Here is a 546-nt window from a genome sequence, read left to right as displayed (position 1 = left end):
CTGTTTGGGCAGCCCAGTTCTGGAGTCTCTCAGGTGTCCACTCGGCATGCTGTCTGTGCTTTTCCGGCATGTGTTCAGGCTGAGTGCTATACCGGCCTTTCTGGTACAACCGTTGATGACTGGCGACTCGTTTACCCTGGTAAAAGCACTCAACCGTATTCTGGGTGAAGCGAACAGAGAGTTGCTTTTTGGCCAGTTGGTAAGGCACGGAGTAGTAATGGCCGTCTACTGACACATGGTAGTCAATGTGTACCCGGGCCTCTTTCCACTCAGCGTATTGATAACGCTCTGCAGGTAAAGGCCTGAGTGCCGGTTTGTCCAGCTCCTCAAACAGTGAACGACGACTACCTTGTAGTTTCTGGAACGGTTTGTTATTCAGCTCATCCAGCAGGCTTCGAATCGCTTTGTTCAGTGCCGGCAGGGTAAAGAATGTCTGGTTACGCAGGCTGGCCAGTATCCAGCGTTCGACCACCTGTACGGCAGATTCAACCTTGGCCTTATCCTGAGGTTTCCTGACCCGGGCGGGAACAACGGCTACCTGATAAT

Annotated in this window: 1 protein-coding gene; it reads right to left on the bottom strand. The window is 52.6% G+C overall.

Features of this window, described 5'->3' with window-relative positions:
* Positions 1-546, bottom strand: a 546-nt coding sequence (locus J7439_RS27650; protein WP_209204966.1) for a Mu transposase domain-containing protein, incomplete at both ends; no start/stop codon positions are given.

This window comes from Salinisphaera sp. G21_0, assembly GCF_017744115.1.
In the GTDB taxonomy this organism is placed as follows: Bacteria; Pseudomonadota; Gammaproteobacteria; order Pseudomonadales; family Endozoicomonadaceae; genus Endozoicomonas.
The sequence above is the reverse complement of the archived record's forward strand: the minus strand, read 5'-3'. Positions and strand labels throughout refer to the sequence as shown.